At 46.1% G+C, this 19,387-nt stretch carries 17 protein-coding genes; 9 read left to right on the top strand and 8 right to left on the bottom strand.

All coding sequences use genetic code 11. The features are described 5' to 3' along the window. Positions 1 to 130: 130 nt before the first annotated feature. On the bottom strand, positions 131 to 451 hold the full coding sequence (gene glpE / locus AELLOGFF_RS11665) for a thiosulfate sulfurtransferase GlpE (protein WP_159268903.1): 321 nt from the start codon (positions 449 to 451) through the stop codon (positions 131 to 133). Positions 452 to 493: 42 nt separating this feature from the next. Here glpE and AELLOGFF_RS11660 point away from each other — a divergent pair, with 42 nt between their 5' ends. Next, the gene (locus AELLOGFF_RS11660; RefSeq protein ID WP_159268902.1) at positions 494 to 877 is read left to right on the top strand and encodes a diacylglycerol kinase family protein; all 384 of its coding nucleotides are present in this window, start codon (positions 494 to 496) and stop codon (positions 875 to 877) included. Here the strand turns inward: AELLOGFF_RS11660 and AELLOGFF_RS11655 are convergent. From AELLOGFF_RS11655 to cls, 6 genes are all read right to left on the bottom strand, one after another. Continuing rightward, a complete protein-coding gene (locus AELLOGFF_RS11655; protein WP_159268901.1) occupies positions 874 to 4,023 on the bottom strand; it encodes an efflux RND transporter permease subunit in 3,150 nt (1,049 codons plus the stop codon). The genes AELLOGFF_RS11660 and AELLOGFF_RS11655 overlap by 4 nt on opposite strands. Further along, a complete protein-coding gene (locus tag AELLOGFF_RS11650; RefSeq protein ID WP_159268900.1) occupies positions 4,020 to 5,243 on the bottom strand; it encodes an efflux RND transporter periplasmic adaptor subunit in 1,224 nt (407 codons plus the stop codon). The genes AELLOGFF_RS11655 and AELLOGFF_RS11650 overlap by 4 nt, the downstream gene beginning before the upstream one ends. 138 nt (positions 5,244 to 5,381) lie before the next feature. Beyond that, positions 5,382 to 7,703, bottom strand: a complete 2,322-nt coding sequence (locus AELLOGFF_RS11645; protein ID WP_159268899.1) for a PqiB family protein — start codon at positions 7,701 to 7,703, stop codon at positions 5,382 to 5,384. Then, a complete protein-coding gene (locus AELLOGFF_RS11640) occupies positions 7,696 to 8,310 on the bottom strand; it encodes a paraquat-inducible protein A (RefSeq protein WP_159269388.1) in 615 nt (204 codons plus the stop codon). Before AELLOGFF_RS11640 ends, AELLOGFF_RS11645 begins: the two co-directional genes overlap by 8 nt. Before the next feature lie 2 nt (positions 8,311 to 8,312). Then, on the bottom strand, positions 8,313 to 8,942 hold the full coding sequence (locus AELLOGFF_RS11635) for a paraquat-inducible protein A (protein ID WP_159268898.1): 630 nt from the start codon (positions 8,940 to 8,942) through the stop codon (positions 8,313 to 8,315). Positions 8,943 to 8,952: 10 nt separating this feature from the next. Further along, a complete protein-coding gene (gene cls, locus AELLOGFF_RS11630; RefSeq protein ID WP_159268897.1) occupies positions 8,953 to 10,419 on the bottom strand; it encodes a cardiolipin synthase in 1,467 nt (488 codons plus the stop codon). Positions 10,420 to 10,670: 251 nt separating this feature from the next. Between cls and AELLOGFF_RS11625 the strand changes: the two genes are divergently transcribed. The 6 genes from AELLOGFF_RS11625 to AELLOGFF_RS11600 all read left to right on the top strand — a co-directional run bounded on the left by AELLOGFF_RS11625 (position 10,671) and on the right by AELLOGFF_RS11600 (position 15,223). Then, positions 10,671 to 11,129 carry a MaoC family dehydratase gene (locus AELLOGFF_RS11625; RefSeq protein ID WP_159268896.1) on the top strand — a complete coding sequence of 153 codons (459 nt, stop codon included), beginning with the start codon at positions 10,671 to 10,673 and terminating at the stop codon, positions 11,127 to 11,129. A gap of 220 nt (positions 11,130 to 11,349) precedes the next feature. Further along, complete coding sequence (locus tag AELLOGFF_RS11620; protein ID WP_159268895.1) at positions 11,350 to 11,634, top strand: hypothetical protein; 285 nt, start codon at positions 11,350 to 11,352, stop codon at positions 11,632 to 11,634. A gap of 309 nt (positions 11,635 to 11,943) precedes the next feature. Then, a complete protein-coding gene (trhA, locus tag AELLOGFF_RS11615; protein WP_159268894.1) occupies positions 11,944 to 12,561 on the top strand; it encodes a PAQR family membrane homeostasis protein TrhA in 618 nt (205 codons plus the stop codon). A 28-nt stretch (positions 12,562 to 12,589) separates the two neighbouring features. After that, positions 12,590 to 12,862, top strand: a complete 273-nt coding sequence (locus AELLOGFF_RS11610) for a hypothetical protein (RefSeq protein ID WP_159268893.1) — start codon at positions 12,590 to 12,592, stop codon at positions 12,860 to 12,862. Between the two features lie 35 nt (positions 12,863 to 12,897). Further along, positions 12,898 to 13,284, top strand: a complete 387-nt coding sequence (locus tag AELLOGFF_RS11605) for an acyl-CoA thioesterase (RefSeq protein WP_159268892.1) — start codon at positions 12,898 to 12,900, stop codon at positions 13,282 to 13,284. 169 nt (positions 13,285 to 13,453) lie between these two features. Beyond that, complete coding sequence (locus tag AELLOGFF_RS11600; protein WP_235035710.1) at positions 13,454 to 15,223, top strand: DEAD/DEAH box helicase; 1,770 nt, start codon at positions 13,454 to 13,456, stop codon at positions 15,221 to 15,223. Between the two features lie 150 nt (positions 15,224 to 15,373). Here AELLOGFF_RS11600 and AELLOGFF_RS11595 read toward each other — a convergent pair whose 3' ends face one another. Then, on the bottom strand, positions 15,374 to 16,252 hold the full coding sequence (locus tag AELLOGFF_RS11595) for a LysR family transcriptional regulator (protein ID WP_159268891.1): 879 nt from the start codon (positions 16,250 to 16,252) through the stop codon (positions 15,374 to 15,376). 111 nt (positions 16,253 to 16,363) lie between these two features. On the opposite strand from AELLOGFF_RS11595, the gene AELLOGFF_RS11590 reads away from it, so the two are divergent. Both AELLOGFF_RS11590 and AELLOGFF_RS11585 read left to right on the top strand, forming a co-directional pair. Then, positions 16,364 to 17,806: an HAD-IB family hydrolase gene (locus tag AELLOGFF_RS11590; protein ID WP_159268890.1), complete on the top strand. Its 1,443-nt coding sequence runs from the start codon at positions 16,364 to 16,366 to the stop codon at positions 17,804 to 17,806. Between the two features lie 58 nt (positions 17,807 to 17,864). Next, positions 17,865 to 19,253 (top strand): wax ester/triacylglycerol synthase domain-containing protein, encoded by a 1,389-nt coding sequence (locus AELLOGFF_RS11585; protein WP_159268889.1) that lies wholly within the window; start codon positions 17,865 to 17,867, stop codon positions 19,251 to 19,253. Positions 19,254 to 19,387: the final 134 nt, after the last annotated feature.

Raw genomic sequence — 19,387 nt, 5'->3', positions numbered from 1 at the left:
GACCTAGCTAGAATTAGCAATTTATCTTGCGTCTTTTACGACAAGAAATACCTGAATTTTTCGCCTGCCACCTCTCTTTTTTGCACTACCTCGTAAGCTTTTAGTTTGAATAGTCTGTTTATTTTGGCAGTTAGCTGTTTGAGGTATTTTGCGGAAATAATTGCCGCCACATTTCAAAGCCACCGTCCATGCTGTAGACCTCGGTGAAGTCTTTTTCTACAAAATATTGCGCTGCACTTTGGCTACTGTTGCCATGGTAGCAATAAATAATCAGCGCTTTATCGGGATCGGCATGCTCTATAAAATCCTGAAGATTATGGTTGGCCAGATGATTTGCATTTGGTATATGGCTCATTCCGTAGGACTGTTCATCCCTAATGTCGGCGAGTTGGCAGCCGGCATCGATCATGGCATGAGCGTCTTGCGGCGAGATGTGTTTGAATTCAGGCATGATAAACCTTTTAGATGACAGCAAAGGGCATATGGTACCGCGATGCAGCATAAAACAGAACGTCGGCGACGTGATCAGGGCTTTTCGATACAGGCGCGACTTAGCAGTTTTCGCTATGCTTTTTATGGTTTGATGACGATGATCATCGATCAACATAATGCCCGCATACATTTGGTGGCAACATTATCTGTGCTTGCCTTGGGCTTATTAACGGGGCTGAAATCGTTTGAATGGTTATGGGTTTTTCTTGCAATATCGCTGGTGTGGATAACTGAGGCACTGAATACGGCGCTGGAATATGTGGCTGATGCTGCGGTACCGGAAACCAATGAACTGGTGGCAAAAGCTAAAGATGTTGCCGCCGCCGCAGTGTTAATTGCGGCGACGTTTGCGCTGATGGTTGCTCTGTGGGTGTTTTGGCCTTAATGACTATTTTCTTCGATTAAACTGGTGTTTTTTTGAGCGCTGGCAAGACCCTTAAAATCATCTAATACGATGTACAGGCAAGGAATTAAGATCAAAGTAATGACGGTGGCAAAAATAATTCCGAACCCTAAGGATACCGCCATGGGAATAACAAATTGAGCTTGTACGCTGCTTTCTAAGAGCATTGGTAATAAACCAAAAAAGGTGGTCAGCGAAGTGAGTAGTATTGCTCTAAACCGCAGGCAACCTGAATCGATTACGGCGTCTAGCAAGCGTTCGCCGCGAGCGATAGCGGAGTTAATGAAATCAACCATGATCAGGCTGTCGTTAACCACAACTCCCGAAAGTGCAATTACCCCAAAGAATGACATCATACTAAACGACATATTTAACAGGATATGACCTACAACGGCGCCGATAATACCAAAGGGTATAACCCCCATAATAATGAAGGGCTGCAAATAAGAACGCAGCGGAATAGCTAGTAATGCGTAAATACCAAATAAGGCCAGTACAAAGCCTATGGCGAGACTTTTCATGAGAATGCCACTCTCTTCGCTCTCGCCGCTTAGTTGAACAATGACTGATGGATATTTGTTGGCGAAGATATCGCCCACCAGGGTTTTCATGATGTCGGAGGTGACTTTGTCTGGCGCGGTAAATTCCTTGTCGACTTGGGCGGTAACGGTAATAGATCGTTCACCATCAATGCGCTTGCGTTGGCTAAACCCAGGCTCAATGCTCATATTTGCAACACTGCTTAAAGGGACGTAGGCATTGTCAGAAGAGCGTATATACATATTTTGTAAATCTGAAATGGCCTCTCGTTCTTCACGAGGGTAGCGAACCATCACTTTAATTTCGTCATTGCCACGTTGCACCCGCTGGGCTTCTGCGCCGTAGAAGGCATCCCTGAGCTGGCGTCCCAATGCCGCTGAGGATATGCCTAATACTTCTGCGCTGGGTTTTATATCAAGGACAATTTCATCTTGAATGGCGCTGGCGCCATTGCGAATATCGAATACGCCTTTGTAATGGCTTAAGGCTTCTTCCATGTCTTTTGCGGCAGCTTCTAGTTCAGTGTTTGAGTTGCTGCTGAGCTTGAATGAAATGGCTGGGCCTGAGGTTTGGTCGGCACTGCTGACTGAGAGTATTTTGGTGCCAGGAATGTCGTCTATTTCATTGCGCCAACGGCGGGCGATCTCGTTACCATCAATATCACGTTGTTCATTTTTGGTGAGTTCGACCATGAAGGTAATGTTTCGCCCAGAGGTGCCAAATGCTTGTACATGGTTAACAAGGCCTCTGTTGGCCGCATTGGCGTGAGCGCTTTTATAGTCGGCATCAACTTTCTGTAAGGCCTCGTCCATGATTTTATACGCTTGGCGAGTTTGGGCTTCTGGTGTGCCTTCTACCATTTCTAAATTGGCTTTTATAAAATCAGAAGGGACTTCTGGAATCATGACAAAACGAACAATGCCACCAGCAATCAAACCAAAGGTAATAATTAGTAGGGCGCTAAAAATAGAGCCGGTGAGGTAGCGATTGGCTATCGCTTTATGAATAAATGGGCGGTAGTGCTGCTCGATAAAATAATTAAGTTTACTGTTGAAGTAACGCGGGATTTTATCAATTTCTAGCCAAATTCCTGAGGTGCCAGGCGTACTGTGAGCGAGGTGAGACGGTAAAATCCACTTTGATTCAATGAGTGAAAATACTAAACAAAGAATGACAACCCAGCCGATGGCCTCAGGGAAAGGTGAAAATGCACCTTCGGTAAACAGCGTGGGTGAAAAGGCCATGATCGTTGTTAACACGCCAAATGTTGCGGGTGTGGCTACTCGAAGTGCGCCGGTAATAACAGTATCAATGGAGTGACCTTTGGATTCGGCTTCGGCATAGGCACTTTCGCCAATGATAATGGCATCATCGACGACGATCCCCAGAACTAAAATAAACCCGAATAAACTCAGCATATTTAAGCTAATACCCACAATGGGCATCATTGCTAAGGTGCCAAGAAAGCAGATGGGTAAGCCAACCATGACCCAAAATGCGAGTTTTATATTGAGAAACATACCCAGCACAATGAAAACCAATAGTGCACCCATGCCAAGGTTTTCCAGCATCATATTGATTCGGCCTTCAAGATAAAACGTGATGTCGGCCCAGGTGGTTATTTTTACGCCTTCAGGAAGGTCGTTACGCTTTTTTTCTACATATTTTTTTGCTGCGTTAGCAACGTCGATTAAATCTTGTTTGCCAACAGCAAAAACTTGTAGACCAATACTGTTTTGACTATTGAAGAATGAGAAGCCGTCTTCCTCTACAAAACCATCATTGATGGTGGCAATGTCGCCAAGCGTTAGGCGGGTACCATCGGGATAGGTGATAAGCACCACACGTTCAAACTCGTGTTGGCTGCGAGCTTGGCCACGGGTGCGAAGCAATATATCGCCATTGACGGTTTTGATTGAGCCACCGGGTGAATCTAACGAGGAGCGACGAATAGCTTCAGCCACTTCTGTTAGTGTTAAGCCGTATTGAAGTAAGGTGTTTTCTGGTACCTCAATACTTATCTCAAAATCGCGTGCGCCGTTAATTTGAACGTAGGCGATATTTTCGTCAAGGGTGAGTTCTTGTTTAACTTGTTCCGCAAGCTCTTTTAAACCGCGCTCATCAATGTCTCCGTAGAGCTGTACATTTAAGGCATGGTTATTGAATTCAACGCGATTAACGATGGGACGCTCGGCCTGCTCGGGAAAACTAACAATGCCATCAATTGCACTTTTAATTTCGTCCATGACAGCGAGAGTGTCATAGCCCTCGTAAACTTCAGCCCTTAATGTTGCTAGCGATTCATCAGCAGTTGATTCAAGACTTTCTATTGATTCTATGTCTTTCAGCGCTTCTTCAATTTTGAGTATGACACCGGTTTCTACTTCATCGGGTGTTGCGCCCGGATAGGGAACCAATACGCTAATAATATTAATTTCGAAATCGGGTTGTATGGTGCGCTGAATATTAAAAACAGTCGCCAAGCCGATACCAATGATCACGATCATTAAGAGATTGGAGGCCACTGAGTTGCGCGCAAACCACGGAATAACCCCTTTTTGGGTGTCAAACTCTGGCAAGGTGCTCATAGCTTGTCGGCCTTAGTGTCCGCAGCGGCTGCTTGGCCGGAGATTGTATTTAACAATGAGCTGGTTTTGCTGGTGTTGTTTATTTTTACCTTGGTGCCGGGAATGGCGTTAGGAATAGTTGATAAGCAGATTGTGTCGCCGTCATTTAGACCGTCGTAAACATAAACGAGCTTACCTTCGGTATGGAGTATTTTAAGATCTCGGTTTCGAAGGCGCTGCTCGTCATCCAATACCCAAACTTTATTGCCGGTGCGTAAGATGTATCGGGGAATAGCGATTAAATCATCAATTTTTTTACCACTGATTTCTGCTTGTACAAAGCTGCCCATCATCAAAGGCTCGCCACCATTTTCTAAACCATAGGGGTCATCTATTTTGGCAATGGCAAATAGTACTCTGCTACGCTCATCAAGCACTCCTTCGGTACGGACAATATTCCCGTACCATTTACGCGACAATTCATTTTCTAAAGCCACTGCAGGGAGGGAATCATTGCTACCGCTCTCTGGTAGGGCTAAATAAGCGAGGCGGTCAGCGGGAATGGGAAGCCGCACTTCAGCAAAATCTACGGCAAATATATGCCCTAGCTGGCTACCTGCGCTGACAAACTGACCGAGGTCCACATTGCGTGTTTTAATAATGCCCTTGTAGGGCGCGCGTATGATTGTGCGGGCTAAATTGTTTTTGGCATGGGTAAGGTCAGCTTTGGCTGAGTCCAATCGCGCCTGCGCTTCTTTTAATTGTGGAAGGCGCAATGAGAGGTAACGTGCTTCCTTGCTAGCGTAATTGCGAGGATATTTTTCCAAATCCTGTTTGGCTACAGCGGCGCGACCTTTTTCTTGGATAAGGTTGCTAAACGCAGTGGCGACATTGGCCTCAGCTCGGGTCACCTCAACTTTATAGTTGCGAGGGTCAATTCTTAATAATAATTCACCTTTGTCGACCAGGCCGCCACTTTGAAATTGTGGCGCGACCTGCATGATTTTACCTGACACTTCGGTAATTAAGGCCGTTTGAGTTCGGGGCTGTACAGTACCTTGAGAATTTACGGCGATGGATAGCGATTGTTTTTCAGCAATGGCGACGTCGATGCTTAGTGTTGGGGGAATGACGGTGACGGTTTCTGGAGGTGGCTTTAAGATGAAAAAAATGACGGCAATCACGAGGGCTGCAACGATTACCGCAGCAGATAGTAAGGTTTGTTTTGATGTATTCAGCACACTAGCGTCTCAATTTTGTGACGGCACCCTTCAGTTTTACGCTGCTGATCACAGCGGTGTGCACACAATGTAGTGTGCACAGGGTGTCAAAGTGTGCTTATTGTATCGTTATCTGTGTGGCGATGTTGTGAAAACTTGTTAATCAGTTCGTATCCAGTTCTCACCTTTGTCAACTTCATGGGGCAGTGTGATACGCGGCGTCCATTCTAGCCAGCTAGGGTCAACTGATTGATGAAGTTTGAAGTTTTTTCCGACCTTGGCTAGAGGACCAAGTTCTTCGCCATCGGGCGTTGCAAATGCGATTCCTCCTTCTAAGAGCGACTCAACAGATTTACTCCGTATGGTTGCGCCGCTAAATAGACCGAATTTGACAGCAATGCCACTGGAGTTCCAGAACTGACTATTATCCCTAACTAAGGTGGCGTAACGGGGTTCAATATTTATGTGAATGAGGGTTTGGCTGGCGTCTTCGGCTAGCTCATAACCAAAGACTTCTCCGACGGGGATGTCGCGATAGAATACTTTTACACCTTCTTTAATTGAGCCACGCTGGCTGGCTGTCAAAATTAAATTCAGGCCATCACTTGGCTTGCTTAATGGCGGCGGCTTATTAAGGGCGACAAACTCATTGGTGTTGCGGCCATAACCGGGGCGAACACTAATGTAGCTACCCGTTACCAAGGTTTCTAAATTGCGGGTTCCGATGAGACCGAGCTGTGGTTTTACTAGCCAAAATTGGCTGCCGGTACGCGCCAGTTGTTTGGCAGAAGGGGCTAGGCGGGCGCTAACTTTGACGCGACTCATGTCGTTATCCAGTTCTACGGCGATTACTTCTCCGACTTTTATCCCCTGATATTTTATTTCTGTGCCTTTGCTTATATTGCTGCCGCTAGCAAAATACAAGCTAATGTCACGACCTTTTTCCGCGTAAGTGCTCTGATAGTCAGGGTATAGCGTGAAGCTCAAGCCCTCCCAAGCGAGCTGAGGTTTATTCACTTGCGGGGTATGAAAAGCGATTCCACCTGCGACAATAGTGGCAAGTGAATCAGCTTGAATGTCTAGTCCACTTAAACCGCCGGTTATGCTTAGGCCACTGGCATTCCAGAATTGAGATTCTCTGTGAACGAGTTTGGCGTAACGCTCGTGGATAAAGATGTCGATATTGACGCCGTCTTTGTCTAAATCCACTGATTCAACTTGGCCCACGGCTATTTTACGGTAATAAATTTTACTGCCGATACTGACAGAGCTTAGGTCATCACTGCGAAGTCTCAGGCGCAGGCCGGGCTGTTTCACTTTGGTTTCTGGGGGAGTGACCAGCGCTGTGTATTGTTCGGGAATGGTTCCGCCTTTCCCTTCAATTTGTACATTGATGTAAGGGCCGCCGATTAACGCATCCAAGCCGCTAACCCCGCTGCTGGAAACCTCGGGTTTAACCAGCCAGAATTGGCTGTCTTCGTTTAAGTAACGATGATGTGGTGAGGAGACCGCAATGTTTACTTTGGCGCCGAGATTGGGGTTGTCGTCAATAAACTGTAAGTTTTCTACAGTGCCAATTTTCATACCCAAGAGCTTGACGTGACTACCGGTATTTAAACCGCTGGGATTGCGAAAATACACAGTAATGTTTTTGCCGCCTTTGGCGCGGTTTTGATTTTTATGTAATTTGAACTGGGTGTTATTGCTGGTTTCCGAGTCGGTTTGCGATGGGGTGTCGAAGGCAACTCCCCCAGCGAGTAAACTTGCCATCGACCCCGTTTCAATATCTATCCCCTGTAGTCCGGCATTGATTTTTAGACCGCTTTGTACCCAAAAGCGAGAGCTATCATTGATTAAGTGACTGTATTGTGGGTCTATTCGAATATTAATGTCTATACCGTTGTCACTGAGTTGGTAACCCTCGATGTCGCCGACATCAATTTGCTGATACAACACCGGAGCGCCGACAGACAGTGAACCCAGTTCGTCTGCGTTTAGCGTTAAACGCAAACCCGGTAAATTGTTGGTTTGAGTTGGAGGTGAGTTGAGTGCGGTGAAATGTTGAGCGGCTTGGCCTTCACCGGGAGTGAAACTGATGTAGTTACCCGCAACTAAAGTATCTAGACCTGATACACCAGAAAGCGAGATTTGGGGTTTTACCAGCCAGAACTCAGTATTTTCTTTAATGAGTGGCTCAATTTGCTGGGATAGCTCTAGCGTGGCGGTAACGCCTTCGAGGTCATTGTCGAGTTGCAGTCCTTGTACTTGGCCAACGTTGATCCCTTGATAAATAACCGGTGTTTTACCCACCGTTATGCCGCTGCCATTATTAAATGCAACGGTGACGCTTAGGCCACTATCGTTAAGGCTTTGATACATAAGCCATGCTGCGATGCCAAGTGCGATGAATGGCAGTAGCCAAATTGCTGAAAGTCCGCGCTTTGGAGTAAGTACAGCAGACGAAATGTTGCGATCAGTCATTGTCTAAATCCCATAATAAGCGCGGGTCAAAATTATTGGCGGCCAATAAGGTGAGTACCACAACGGCAGCGAAGGCGGTGGCGGCTGGGCCACTTTCTACTGTGGCGATATTACCAAGGTGTACTAGCGTGACTAAGATTGAAATCATAAACAAGTCCAGCATGGACCAGCGGCCAATAAAATGAATAAACCGGTAAAGTACCGTGCATTGTTGTCGGCTCAACGGTAAGTGGAGCTGAACAACAAGCATTAAAATAATTAAAATAATTAGCTTCAATACAGGAACCGCAATACTGGCAATAAAAACAACAATGGCGATGGCTTGAAGCTCTGCTTCCCAGAGGGTTACGACGCCAGACATTATGGTGTCTGGATCGCCTTGTCCAAAGCTAATGATAGTCAGAATAGGGAGGATATTTGCAGGCACTAATAGTGCAATCGCGGCAATGGTGAAAGCCCAACTTCGTTGCAGACTATGTGGTTTGCGGAAACTCAGTGCGGTATTGCAGCGAGGGCAAGTCGCCTTGTCATTAGGCTTGAGTTTGGGAAGGTGGCTGAGTTTACCGCACTCTGTGCAGCGAGCGATGCCCTGTTGTTTCGCACTGATTGTCATTTGGGCCTATTGCTCTCCCAGTGTTGCCAAGCTTGCTCTTCGTGAAAATACTGGCTGCATAAGATGATGCAAATTAACAGTGCACTTAGGCTGTAGGTGCCACTTGCAACCGCCACTTCACCGTCGTGCATAACTTTTACGTATGCCACTATGATGCCAATGGTATAAACCTCAAGCATGCTCCAGCTCTGCATCCAGCATTTATATTTGAGCAATTGGGGGAAATGACGTGGGTAATGATTCAAGCGAATACTAAAACAAACCACTGCGGTTAGCACCAGATGGGCGAGCGGCGCAACAAGCGTACAGAGCAGGATAAGAGCGGCTAGCAGCTGTTCACTTTCCAACCACATTCGTTGAATGCCGCCTAGCAGTGAATTACTACCATGTTGGCCGACAAGTTTGAATTTAAGGATGGGGAGCGTCACCGCAGGATAGAACAATATGAGGCCGCTGATAGCCGCAGCAAAACTGACGGTGTCAGTGTGCTTTGCCGTGTGCCAAAGTACGGCGTTACAGCGTGGGCAGCGGCCTTCTAAATGATCGCTGGCTGGCCCAGTCTGCAATAGCATATCGCAGTCTGGGCAGGCGGTGAGCGCGTGTGGAATATGGCTGGGATTTGTCATCTGAATGTATTTATTGCAGAGGGGCAAATAAATAAGCGCAGCGACTTAATAGCCGACGCTTAAGGGACCACTGGGCTACTTCGCGAGGTAATAATTGGCGGCATTTTTTAAAGTCGTTGTTGAGCATGTCTTCCATCTTACTAGCAAACTCGACGCTATGGTTGATTATACAGAGCTCAAAATTGAGGCGGAATGAGCGGTTGTCCATATTCGCTGTGCCAACCACACTAATGTCATCATCTACTAACATGACTTTCTGATGCAAGAAGCCTTCTTGGTAGTAATAAAACTGCACGCCTCTGGTGAGGGTTTCTTTTATGGCGGTGTAAGAGGAAAGCTGAATCAGCAGCTTGTCAGGTTTGGCCGGTAACATAATTCTCACGTCGATGCCTCTCATTGCGGCCAGCTGCAGGGCGTGAATAACAGGGGCGTCAGGCACAAAATAAGGGCTGACTATCCATAGTCGCTTAGTGGCTTGATGGATCATATTTAAAAAGTACAGCGCGCAACTATCGGTACTGTCCGCGGGCCCGGTGGCTAGTACCAAGGTGTTTGTCGCGCTGGTGGTATCTGCCGTTTGCCAGTTCAATGCTGGTAGGGACTCATTGGCCCAGAACCAGTCTTCGGCAAAGGCGAGTTGCACGGCTTGGGCGGCTGGGCCGGATATGGCGATGCCGGTATCTCGCCAGGGAGTGAGTACAGGGTGCATATCTCGGTATTCATCGCCTATGTTCATGCCGCCGACAAGTGCAAAGTTGCCGTCGCAGACCACAATCTTGCGATGATTGCGAAAATTGAGTTGAAGGCGATTTCCCAAGCCTTTGGTCGAGTTAAAGGGGCGGATGTTTACGCCGTTCTTACGTAAATTATGTAAATACTGGTTGGATAATTTGAGACTACCTATTTCGTCGTAAACACAGTAGATACAGACACCTTGCTGCGCTTTTTTAATCAGTAATTCGGCCAGTTTATGACCAATTTCATCGTCGCGAATTATGTAAAATTCTAATAATACATAGTGCTTTGCGGCATCTATTTGAGCGAACATCTCTTTGAAGGCGCTATGTCCATTGATTAGTAGCTGGCAGGTATTGCCGGTGGAGAAGGGGAGTGTTGTGAGCTGTTCAAGGGCTATTAATCGCGGGTCGTTACTGCTTTGTACCGTTGTTTCACAGGGGAGCTTAGTGAGTAGTGTATTTGCGATTTTATCAATTTGTAGATGATTGTTGCGTTTAGCTAGTGCGTAGCCGCGGAATTTTCGCCGCCCAAATATCCAGTAAAGAGGGACAAATAAAGGTGGAAACCCAATAAGGACTATGGCCCATGCTACCGCACCTTGGGCAGTGCGGGTTTTTAATATGGCTTCTAGCGCCGATAGCATGCCGAGTATGGCAAAGACGGCTGCCAGCAAAGCGCTGATACTCGCTAGGTTATTTGTTATCCAATTCCAAAGCTCTAGTGGTGCGTAGTTGGCCATGTGGTATTACTCAACCCTTATTTATTGGATGGAACAGATATAAGGGATCTCGTTCTTGAAAAGCAATATCTGGCATATTGTAGCTGAAATACAAGCAGAGAAGTTGGCTGATGGCTCGATGGGTTTGTCGTCCTGACAGACTATGCCATAAGGTTTTGGGGCGGTGGTAGAGTTGGCCCTTAGGTATTTATGTTCTCACGGGGTGTTATTCGCCCATATTGTGATGGTGTTACCTGCTACTAGGAGAGTTCATGGCAACGGTTTTTAAACACCCCCAAGCACTTCTTTCTGCTGTTGGCAGTGTGTTGGGCAGCAGTGATTGGCTTAATATTGACCAGCAGCGAGTAAATTTATTTGCTGATGCAACCGGTGATCATCAGTGGATTCACGTGGACCCTGTGCGAGCTAAAGAGGGGCCGTTTGGTGAGTGTATTGCGCATGGCTATTTAACACTTTCATTAGTAAATATGTTTTTACCTCAAATTATTGATGTACAAAGTGTTTCGATGGGGGTGAACGTTGGTTGTGAGCGAGTTCGTTTTCCTGCTCCGGTGGTGGTTGGTTCTCGAGTGCGGGGTACTGGGGAGCTGGTTTCAGCCGAAGAAATCAAAGGTGGCATACAGTCCGTTGTGAGGGTTGTTGTAGAGATTGAAGGTGGCGAGAAGCCGGCCTGTGTTGTGGATACGATTAGTCGTTATTTTCCTGCGTAATATGTTCATACGAAGCCTGTTCGGTCTTGTTAGGGACGTTTTGCACGGCTTATAAATATGCTTTTTAGTTATGAAAGTAATCGGTTGTTGGTGTGCTTTAGTCTAGTAGAGTAAAGGCTTCTACTTAATAAATATGTTATAACTACATTACTGGCAAGGATGCTATAAGTTGAAATACGTATTTTACGTATGTAATGAAAATATAGCATGGGGTTTGTCAATGGACTTGACGCACGGCAGTGTTTTACAGGGGGATCAGGAGTTGTTATCTGATGTTCCCATGTACATATCCTCTGGTAATGAGTACGTGAAGTGGGGTGGTTGCTTGCACTTAAATAAGCAACTTAGTCAATCACTGACGGGAACTGATTACCGTATTCGCCTGAGAGACGGCCGCTTGGGTGCAATTCGTATTCGTAAATTAGTTAACACCAATGGCGCTTTGCATGTTGAATTGCTCTTTGAAGGTTTGGGGCGATTGGACACAAAGGGCAGCGCGGCGTAAGTTCTTCACTTCTATCTTTTTGGGTTGGTACTCTGTGCCTATCCGCCCCGCAGTTGTCCATACTAATCTTTCGGTATACTTTTAGGGTGTTAATATAACTAGAGTATTGTCGAGTTCATCTCTGAATTTTCTGTTCTAAAATGTCTTTTTATTTCAATTTAGTGCACTATCCTTTTCCGAAAATTAGGGATGTCAGAATCTCAATACCAGCTAATTTGGCGCTTAAACTCTCAATGTTGATGAATTTGGTCGTATTCGGCAAATGAGTCGAGTTCGGGTGGAGGTAAATGTTTAGGGTGGAAACAAGCAGTGTATAAAGGCGAGCGGTTTAATAGTGTTTCTCATTTGCTCGGGGTATTGGCGGCCGTGGTGGGTGGTGTCACCTTGCTTTGGCCTGCAATTCAGTTGGGTGATAGCTGGGAGCTGCTTGGTTTAGGAATTTACAGTTTCTCTTTAGTGGCCTTGTATTTGTTCTCCACTTTGTATCACAGCAGCAAGGGGGAGAAAAAAGCACTGTATCGGCAATTAGATCATCTGGCTATTTACCTATTAATTGCTGGGACTTACTCGCCATTCTTGGTCATCACGCTTAGAGAGTCTGGCGGCTGGTGGATGTTTGCCCTTATTTGGTCTTTGGCGGCAATTGGAATGGTGTTGGAACTTATTCCTAAGGCGGGGCGGCGGGCGTGGTCAATTGGTGTTTATTTATTAATGGGTTGGTTGGCTTTGTTTCTGATTAAGCCCCTAAGCGCAGCGCTGCCAAATGGTGGCTTTAGTTTGCTTCTGACAGGTGGTTTAGCTTATACCGCAGGGATAATTTTTTACGTATTTGACAAGAAAGTCGTGCATTTTCATGGTATATGGCATCTTTTTGTGTTGGCTGGGAGTGCCTGTCATTTTTTTACAATTTATTACTATGTTGTGTAATTTGGGGTGCTTTGCCGGAGAAAATTGATTGAGTTTATCTCGTATTGTGTTTTTTGTTGGTTTGTTGAATGGCGTGATAGTGGCCATGGCCCTAGTTACGCCATTAACAGTGAATGGGCACGAATATGGTTGGTCTCAGGCTTTATCGCTGATGATTTTACACGGTGTGGTTAGTGCGGTGTTGGTGTATGCGGCGCTGGAAAGGCAGCGAGGGACTGATTTGGGCTACAAAGCATTTCCGGCATCAATAATGAGTTATGTACTTTGGCTGTGTATGTTTCTGCGATGGGCTGCTCAGTAGTTATTTCCGCCTGGGGCGGTAAGGAATAAAGCAATATGTTCAGTAGTATTATGGAACCGCGGTTTTGCGAAACTGACGCCTTAGGTCATATTAACAATACCGTTGTTCCTATGTGGTTTGAGTCAGCGCGCTCGCCGGTGTTTGAAATATTTAATCCCAGTAAGGATTTAACACAGTGGAATTTGATTTTGCGAAAAATCGATGTCGATTTTGTTGCGCAAATTTACTATGGCCACGCTGTCGAAATTAAGACTCGTATTGGCCATATAGGAAGTTCCTCATTTGTTTGTGAGCATGAGGCTTGGCAGCGTAATGAGCTTGTAGCAACAGGCACTGCAGTATTGATTTATTTTGATTTTGACGCTCAGGTTAAGCAGCAATTAAGCGCTGAGTTACGGGCTGAATTAGAAAAAATACGCTGATGATGCGTCGTTGGGGCTGTTCTTAGGCCGCGAATGCCAAAAAAGGCCAAAGGTTTGGGGGTATTTGTTGTCTCATGCCGGTATAATGCGGCCTCAACGCCATATCTGCGTTCGGCCGAGTGTGAGGTCTAATGTTGCGGCGACTCTTGCATTTTTTACGGTAGCGATTATGCCCTCAGATACGTCCGCGGCAGCGGAAACTATTACTTTTGACGACTTGGGTCTATCACCCATGGTACTTGCCGCAGTGAAAGCGGTTGGTTACGAAACTCCCTCGCCAATTCAGGCGGCGACAATTCCTTTTATCCTTGCAGGCAGAGACCTTGTTGGTCAAGCCCAAACCGGTACTGGTAAAACTGCAGCGTTTGCGCTGCCGTTGTTATCACGCTTAGACGTCAACAGTCGTCGTACCCAAGCTTTAATTTTGGCCCCAACCCGCGAGTTAGCTATTCAGGTAGCGGAGGCTCTGCAGAGTTATGCAGCGCAAATGCCCGGTTTTCATGTTCTTCCCATCTATGGTGGTCAAGATTACCGTGGTCAGTTAGCGGCACTTAAACGCGGTGTTCAGGTTGTCGTTGGTACACCTGGCCGCGTGATGGACCACATGCGTCGCGGCACTTTAAAGCTGGATGACCTGAGTCATTTGGTTTTAGATGAAGCAGATGAAATGCTGCGTATGGGCTTTATTGACGATGTTGAATGGGTGATGGGGCAAATGCCAGAAAAGCGCCAAATTGCGCTATTCTCGGCCACTATGCCGTCAGCCATTCGCCGCATAGCCACTACGTATTTGAATAATCCTGAGCAAATTACGATCAAGACCAAGACCTCTACTGCGGTGACAATACGTCAGCGTTACTGGATGGCGCGCGGTTTGAATAAACTGGATGCCTTAACGCGCATTCTGGAAGCCGAACCTTTTGATGGCATGATTATCTTCGTGCGTACTAAATTGGTTACCACTGAGCTTGCGGAGAAATTACAGGCGCGTGGTTACGCTGCAGCAGCGTTGAATGGTGATATTGCCCAGGCTCAGCGTGAGCGTACTGTCGAGAATCTGAAAAAAGGTCGCCTTGACATTATTATTGCGACTGACGTGGCTGCACGCGGTTTGGATGTTGAGCGTATCAGCCACGTAATTAACTACGATATTCCCCATGATACAGAAGCCTATGTGCATCGTATTGGCCGTACAGGTCGTGCAGGCCGTAGCGGTGAGGCGATCTTGTTTGTGGCGCCGCGGGAGCGACGTATGCTGCAATCGATTGAGCGTGCAACGCGTCAGTCGATTGAAGAAATGGGTCTACCTACAGCAGAGAATATTAATGCCTTGCGTGTAGATCGCTTTATGCAAAAGATCACGGATACGCTTGCTGGAACAGACCTTAGTTTCTTTCGTAAAATGCTGCAGGAATATGTTTCTAAGCATGATGTGGCAGAAATTGATGTTGCTGCTGCACTTGCAAGTCAGCTACAGGGCGATAAACCGCTGCTAGTGAAGGATGCGCCAAAGTTAATGACCGAATCGCGCAACCGTGACAAAGCGGGTGGGGGCAAGCGGGCGCCTGACACTAGTTTGCAACGCTACCGCTTAGAGGTGGGACGCCAACACGGCGTTAGTGCTGGTAATATTGTTGGCGCTATTGCCAATGAAGCCAATATTAACAGTGCGAATATTGGCCGAATTTCAATCTACCCAGAGTTTAGTACGGTAGATTTGCCCGCTGACCTATCTTCGGGAGCTTATGAGTGCTTAAAAAGCACTCGGGTTGCTGGGCAGGCATTAAATATTTCGGTGCATGACGGCGGCGATATGCCAATTGAGCGCGAGCGCCCCCGTAAGCCGCGCACCAGTAAAGCCGGAGATAAGGGCGGTAGAAAGCCGGTAACCAAAGCAAGGTCAAAGTCTTCTCCGCGAGAAAAGCGTGGAAAACTATAAAGCTTTGATCTAGCCGTTGCCCCTTCACACTTTGTTTGAAGGGGCGATCTTGTGGCTTAATAGCTGTTTTGTTAACCCCTTCATTGTTTCTTGTATTTCCTTGCCGGTTTAGCCGTTTGTACTGTGTTCTGTAGTGCAAAGTTGGGCTTATTAACACAGAATTTCCACTAAGGCCGCAGCCGGAGCGGGTAGCTCAAACGCTTGCCGGTGAGCACATGACACATCTAATTTGTCGATAGAGCTAAAGCCGAGAATGGTGAAGCGCTTTAGGAACTCAGTGTTGTTGAGATAAGTGCGGCCAACGGTTGCGACCGAATCTGTTGCGGCGACCACCTCGCAGGCCAGTGGGAAATGGCCAATGATATGTATTGGGTGATCTGCTGGTATTTCAATGTCTCCAAATAAGCGGTTGGTGATTTCCGGAGATGCCCCATCTCGCTCGGGAAGTACAAGAGGGTAATGTAATATTTGCCTTGGCGACACTGAACGTTTTTTTGCTAATGGATGATCACGACGAGTAAAAAAATAGGCATCAAAGGGTTTCAAGGGGATAAGTTTGAACTCTTTGCGCTCGTCGAGCGCTCTCATCGGACCAATAATAATATCTGAATCACCCGCCCGTAAAAGACTGATTGCTTGATCTGTTGATACTGACTTTATATCCACTTTTAATTTGGGGTAGAGTATTAGTAATTGTGGTAAAGCGGGATTCATGAGGGTAATAAGCGGTGGGGGCGATATACAGATTCTTAAATGAGATTCTTGGTATTTTCGAAATTCCTTGGCATCCATATTAAGTCTGTCAATGTCAGCCAATATTCGCGCCGCACGGTCAATAATATTTCGACCTTGAGATGTTGCTATCACGCCTCGCGCGCGCCGTTCAAATAAAGCAATGCCCAATTCTTTTTCTACTTCAGCCACCGTTCGCGTTAAGCTGGGCTGTGAGACATGAATGGCCGCGGCGGCGGCTGTCATTGAGCCAAAGCGATCCACGGCGACAATATAGCGCAGTTTACTGGTATTCAAGGTATACGTTTTCCAAATATTACAGAAAAAATAGTATTGGACTGAATATCTTATACATTGTCAAATGAACGACTATCAACCTTATACGAACACTCAAGGATCATTAACGGTATGCCACCTTATACTGATATCACCACAGAAATAGATAATGCACCTGCGGGGGCTCAGATTGCTGCCATATTTGATTTTGACGGCACCATCATTGCGGGTTACTCGGTTTTTAGTTTTCTTCGCGAACAGGTTCGCCGGGGTGATTTAGCACCATCAGAAATAGTGGCGGTGGTAGAGGCAGTTGCTCGGTTTGGCTTGGGTAATAGTGATTTTGCGGCGCTGATGTCGCTGTCTGCTCAGAGTATGAAGGGGCTGAAGGAACAGGACTATCTTGATGTTGCCCAAAAAATATTTGAGCGGGATTTAGCTAAAAAAATCTTTCCCGAAACACGGGCCTTAATCGAAGCGCATATGCGAAAAGGTCACACGGTGGCGATTATATCGTCAGCTACGCCCTATCAGGTTGAACCCTGTGCCAAGTATCTTGGTATTGACGATGTGTATTGCAGCACAATGGAAGTAAGCAATGGCATGTTCACGGGTGAGCTTGGTGGCCCCCTGTGTTTTGGTATTGGTAAAGTAAATGCCGCTGTCGCGTTGGCGAAAGCCAAGAACGTTAACCTAGATGATAGTTATTTTTATTCTGACAGCACTGATGATATCGAATTATTGGAATATGTTGGTCATCCTCGCCCTTTAAATCCGAGTCAAAAATTACGTGAAATAGCCGAAACACGCGCTTGGCCAACACGGACGTTTAAAAGCCGAACAAGCAGTTCAACCTTGGGTGTGACTCGTAATATCGCCACCAAATTGAGCTTGGTCGGATCCGTTGTTGCAGGGTTACCCATTTGGGCTTTAAGTGGTTCTAAGCAAGAGGCTCGCAATTTTTCAATGTCGACGTTTGCTGATGTAGCAAGTGCAGTGGCAGGTCTAAAGTTAGAAATTATTGGTGAGAAGAATTTATGGGCTTCACGGCCCGCTGTTTTTATTTTTAATCATCAAAGCGATATAGATGTATTGATTTGCTCAAAACTATTGAGAAGAAATTTTTCCGGTGTGGGTAAAGCTGAGATTAAAAAAATGCCTTTTATTGGCCGAGCAATGGAATATGCCGGCGTTGTGTTAATCGACCGAAAGAATAGCAAGAGTGCAATAGCCGCGCTGGAACCACTGATTGATAGGATTAAACAAGATAATATTTCAGTTGTGATCGCACCAGAAGGCACCCGGACGCACTCTAAAAAACCGTTACCGTTTAAAAAGGGGGCATTCCATATTGCGATGCAGGCTGGCGTGCCAATTGTCCCGATTGTAATTCATAACGCCATGGATGTTTCGCCTAAGGGTGACAGTTTATATTACCCCGGTACTGTCGAGGTGGAAGTGCTTTCGCCAATAAATACTAGCCGTTGGACTCCTGAAAATCTAGACAAGCAAGTGGCCAAAGTAGAGGCAATTTATAAATCCACTTTAGGAAAATCAACGGCCGTTGTTGAATAGAGTGTAGCGTCTTTTCCGCTCGTGTAACTTATTTTAACCGTGTTTATTGAGAACCAATATGGAACAGATTAAACCCCAGGATGCGCAGTTTCTTTATACCGAAACTGACGATAATTATAACCACATTACATTGGTGCTCAATTTTGATGGCCCCGCCGCTCCCTCGGAGAAGATGGTTGATTGCGAAGAGTTGATTGCCTTTATTCAAAAGAAATTGTCTCCGCACCCGATCTATAGTCATCGTTTGGTGCGTTTGCCGGCGGAGTTAGATTATCCCTATTGGCTCGACGATGAAGAGTTTGAACCAGATGCACATTTTAGCGTAGTACCACTTCCAGCGCCGGGTGATTGGCCGCAATTACGTACAGCCATCAGTGCTCTGCATTCTCGCCCAATGGATATGAATCATCCACTATGGGACGTTACGATATTTACCGGTGTTAATAGCAATGGGCAAAATCCTGATGGCTTTAGCATTGTTATCCGCCTTCATCATGTTGCCGTAGATGGTGTAGGTATAATTAAGTTGCTGTTTAATCTGGCCTTTCCTTTGACGGAAGAAGAAGCCTCTATTGACCAGTCGCTTACTGGTAATAACTTTGCATTACCTTGGACAACAGTTACCAAAAAAGCAGTGACAAACCGGTTTCGTCATACACTTGATTTGGGTGGCGCACTTTTAAAGAGTACATCCTTTGTGAAGCCTTCTATGAAACGGTTTTTGCAGACTAAACCCTCTGAAAGACAACGCGTTTATCCAAATAGATTTAATGCCAGTGTTGCTGGCGATAAAATTTTTGATGTTATTAGTGTCGATCTAAAAAGTTTAATCGCCTTGCGAAGCCTTTACAGCGGGGCCACGGTAAATGATGTGGTTTTATCGGTTTGCGCGGGTGCATTACGGCGTTATTTGGACGAGCATGGTGAACTCAATTCTCATTCTTTGGTGGCGTGGGTTCCTGTAAACGCCCGTTCTGGGAGTGGTGCCGAGACAGGTAATAATCTAAGTGCGTTCACGGCACCAATTTATTCTAATATTGCAGATCCTCGTGTCCGCTTGGGAAAGATTGTCGAAGCGACCAAGAAAGGTAAAGGCGAAATTTCTTCTACGGGTATCTTGTTAAGTGTGACTAAATGCCTCCCCGCTACCGAGCAATATCTATTTGCAAGAGCGATTAATGCCACGTCTGCAGCAAGCTCAACGTGTAATTTATTTGTATCAAATGTTGCCGGGCCACCGCAGCCGATTAATATTGCAGGTCATCGTTTGGAGAGTGTGTCGGGTTTGCCGCCGTTAGGTGAGGGTATGGGCCTGTTTATAGCGACGCCAAGTTATAACGGGAAGTTGTATTTTAATGTGATTTCAACTGAAACGATTTTGCCTGATATTGAGTTTTTTATGGAATGTATTCAGGCTTCATTTGCAGAAATGGAAGCACTTATATAACACCTCTAAACTTTTTAAGTAACGAGGAGTACCTTACCTTGATACTGGCGAGCTAAGAGCAATGTTTGGCTTGTTGCCTTGCTGACCTTAAATTGTCATCGCCTGCTGTTAAAACATAATCCTCAAGAGGGCTT

The organism is Zhongshania aliphaticivorans (assembly GCF_902705875.1).
Lineage (GTDB): Bacteria > Pseudomonadota > Gammaproteobacteria > Pseudomonadales > Spongiibacteraceae > Spongiibacter > Spongiibacter aliphaticivorans_A.
The sequence above is the reverse complement of the archived record's forward strand: the minus strand, read 5'-3'. Positions and strand labels throughout refer to the sequence as shown.

Bases quoted from the DNA above. Each gene is read 5' to 3' on its own strand.
- glpE (WP_159268903.1), bottom strand. From the start codon at position 451: ATGCCTGAATTCAAACACATCTCGCCGCAAGACGCTCATGCCATGATC.
- AELLOGFF_RS11660 (WP_159268902.1), top strand. From the start codon at position 494: ATGCAGCATAAAACAGAACGTCGGCGACGTGATCAGGGCTTTTCGATA.
- AELLOGFF_RS11655 (WP_159268901.1), bottom strand. From the start codon at position 4,023: ATGAGCACCTTGCCAGAGTTTGACACCCAAAAAGGGGTTATTCCGTGG.
- AELLOGFF_RS11645 (WP_159268899.1), bottom strand. From the start codon at position 7,703: ATGACTGATCGCAACATTTCGTCTGCTGTACTTACTCCAAAGCGCGGA.
- AELLOGFF_RS11635 (WP_159268898.1), bottom strand. From the start codon at position 8,942: ATGACAAATCCCAGCCATATTCCACACGCGCTCACCGCCTGCCCAGAC.
- cls (WP_159268897.1), bottom strand. From the start codon at position 10,419: ATGGCCAACTACGCACCACTAGAGCTTTGGAATTGGATAACAAATAAC.
- AELLOGFF_RS11625 (WP_159268896.1), top strand. From the start codon at position 10,671: ATGGCAACGGTTTTTAAACACCCCCAAGCACTTCTTTCTGCTGTTGGC.
- AELLOGFF_RS11620 (WP_159268895.1), top strand. From the start codon at position 11,350: ATGGACTTGACGCACGGCAGTGTTTTACAGGGGGATCAGGAGTTGTTA.
- AELLOGFF_RS11605 (WP_159268892.1), top strand. From the start codon at position 12,898: ATGTTCAGTAGTATTATGGAACCGCGGTTTTGCGAAACTGACGCCTTA.
- AELLOGFF_RS11600 (WP_235035710.1), top strand. From the start codon at position 13,454: ATGCCCTCAGATACGTCCGCGGCAGCGGAAACTATTACTTTTGACGAC.
- AELLOGFF_RS11590 (WP_159268890.1), top strand. From the start codon at position 16,364: ATGCCACCTTATACTGATATCACCACAGAAATAGATAATGCACCTGCG.
- AELLOGFF_RS11585 (WP_159268889.1), top strand. From the start codon at position 17,865: ATGGAACAGATTAAACCCCAGGATGCGCAGTTTCTTTATACCGAAACT.